Source organism: Streptomyces aurantiacus JA 4570 (assembly GCF_000414115.1).
Lineage (GTDB): Bacteria > Actinomycetota > Actinomycetes > Streptomycetales > Streptomycetaceae > Streptomyces > Streptomyces aurantiacus_A.
Genome location: NZ_AOPZ01000305.1, coordinates 1 through 2,032, shown reverse-complemented (window position 1 = coordinate 2,032; position 2,032 = coordinate 1). Strand labels below are relative to the sequence as shown.

The window sequence follows — 2,032 nt, the reverse complement described above, 5'->3', positions numbered from 1 at the left end:
CCCGCGCGCGGAGCGCGCTATTGGACGCAGTGGGGAGTCTTAATATCTGTTCATGACAGACGACGACGGCGGTGGAGCGGACGCGGTGCGGGTGGCTCGGTGGGCGCCGGGGGCGCAGGTTTTGTGGCGGTACCGGGAGAACGCCGGGGACGGATTCCACATCTGTCGGCCCGTCACCGTCGTGCGGGACACCGCGGACCTGCTGGCCGTCTGGATGGCCCCGGGCACGGAGTGCGTGAAGCCGGTCCTGGCGGACGGCACCCCGGTCCACCGGGAGCCCCTGGCCACGCGCTACACGAAGCCGCGTACGACGCGCAGGGACCGCTGGTCCGGCACGGGCGTGCTGAAGCTGGCGCGGCCGGACGAACCGTGGTCGGTGTGGCTGTTCTGGGAGCCGGGGTGGCGGTTCAAGAACTGGTATGTGAATTTGGAGGAGCCGCGCACGCGCTGGCACGGCGGCGTGGACTCCGAGGACCACTTCCTGGACATCTCCGTGAGCCCGGACGGAAGCTGGCGCTGGCACGACGAGGACGAGTTCGCGCAGGCCCAGCGTGCGGGCCTGATGAGCGCGGAGAAGGCGGAGCGGGTGCGAGCGGCGGGGCAGCAGGCCGTGGGCGTGATCCGCGCGTGGGGACCCCCGTTCGGGGACGACTGGCCGCAGTGGCGCCCCGACCCGTCCTGGCGGATTCCCGCCCTACCCGGTGACTGGGACCGTACGCCCGCGCACGTGTCCTCATGAGACCCTTGATGCGCCCCCAGGGTTCAAACGTAGGATCGTCCTCCGCAAGGGCGCACAGCAGTAACTCCTCGTGCCCCCGCAGCGCCTGACAGGATGTCATCAAGGAGCGGCAGAAGTGAGCGAGGGATACAGCGCGCCCGGCCACGACCGCACGGGCCAGGCCGAGGCGTTCGACGCCATCGGCACGGCCTATGACGTCGCGTTCCCGCACAAGGAGGGCCAGCTCGCGGCCGGGGCACGCCTGCTCGCCGAACTGCCCGCGGGCTCCCGCGTGCTGGACGTGGGCTGCGGCACCGGCCTGCCCACGGCCCGGCAGCTCACCGACGCGGGGCACCGCGTGCTCGGCGTCGACCTGTCAGCCGGAATGCTGGAACTCGCCCGCAAGAACGTACCGCCGCCCGCGGCGGAGTTCCGTCAGGTGGACCTCGCGGACCTGCGCCCGACGGGCGAAGGGCCGGGCGCTGTGGGGCAGTTCGACGGGATTGCCTGTTTCTTCGCGCTGTTGATGCTGCCCCGGAAGGAGATACCGTCTGCTCTTCGGCTGCTGCGGACCCTGCTCAGGCCCGGTGGCCTGCTCGGTCTCTCCATGGTCGAGGCCGATCTGGACGACGCGGCAATTCCGTTCCTGGGGAACACAATCCGGGTATCCGGATACCTGCGGGACGAACTGCGGCAGGTCGTGCGGGACGCCGGTTTCGACATCGCCCACGAGGAGTCGTACTCGTACGCCCCGGCGAGCAGCGATGTACCACCCGAGCACCAGTTATTCCTGCACTGCCGACGCGGCTGAGCAACGCTTGGACGGCGCGCGGCGCGCAGCCCCGGACGGACGGATTCGAAACGCGTGACGGAGCACCTCAGCCCCTACGAGGGCCGCAAGGCACCAGTTGCCCGGCCACCCGCCCCCGCGGATCCCCGCGGGGCACTGCTGCGTGCCCCGGAGACGGACGCGCACGGCTCCAGGGGTCCGGGGTCCGCAGGCTCAGGGGGAATCGACGGTATGCCCGCACAGGCTCGCACGGGTGAACAGGACGCGGGCGCGGGCAGCGAGCACGCCCAGTCGTCCACGCCGGCCACGGACGGGCCGGGCAGCCACCGCCCCCGCCCGGCCCCCGAAGGGGTTCCTCCCCAGCCACATCCCGGCCCCGACACGGCCCGCCCCGGCACCGAGGGCCCCGCGGCCCTGCCCGGCACGATCGGCGTGGGCGGCGTCCCGGGCGCCCCCGGCGTCCACGTGCCCGTCGACCAGCGTGCTGCCCAGGGCCGCCGCCAGGGCCGCCGGGGTGGACGGCG

General features: G+C 72.5%; 2 protein-coding genes and 1 pseudogene. All 3 read left to right on the top strand.

The genetic code is table 11. The features are described from left to right. Positions 1-52 precede the first annotated feature (52 nt). Positions 53-739 carry a cytidylyl-2-hydroxypropylphosphonate hydrolase gene (fomD, locus tag STRAU_RS26665; protein ID WP_016643503.1) on the top strand — a complete coding sequence of 229 codons (687 nt, stop codon included), beginning with the start codon at positions 53-55 and terminating at the stop codon, positions 737-739. A gap of 115 nt (positions 740-854) precedes the next feature. Continuing rightward, complete coding sequence (locus STRAU_RS26660; RefSeq protein ID WP_016643502.1) at positions 855-1,529, top strand: class I SAM-dependent methyltransferase; 675 nt, start codon at positions 855-857, stop codon at positions 1,527-1,529. A gap of 210 nt (positions 1,530-1,739) precedes the next feature. After that, positions 1,740-2,032 (top strand): annotated as a pseudogene (locus tag STRAU_RS42485) (hypothetical protein); the annotation flags it as partial.

Excerpts from the sequence above, each read along its gene's own strand:
- fomD (WP_016643503.1), top strand. The coding sequence starts at position 53 with ATGACAGACGACGACGGCGGTGGAGCGGACGCGGTGCGGGTGGCTCGG.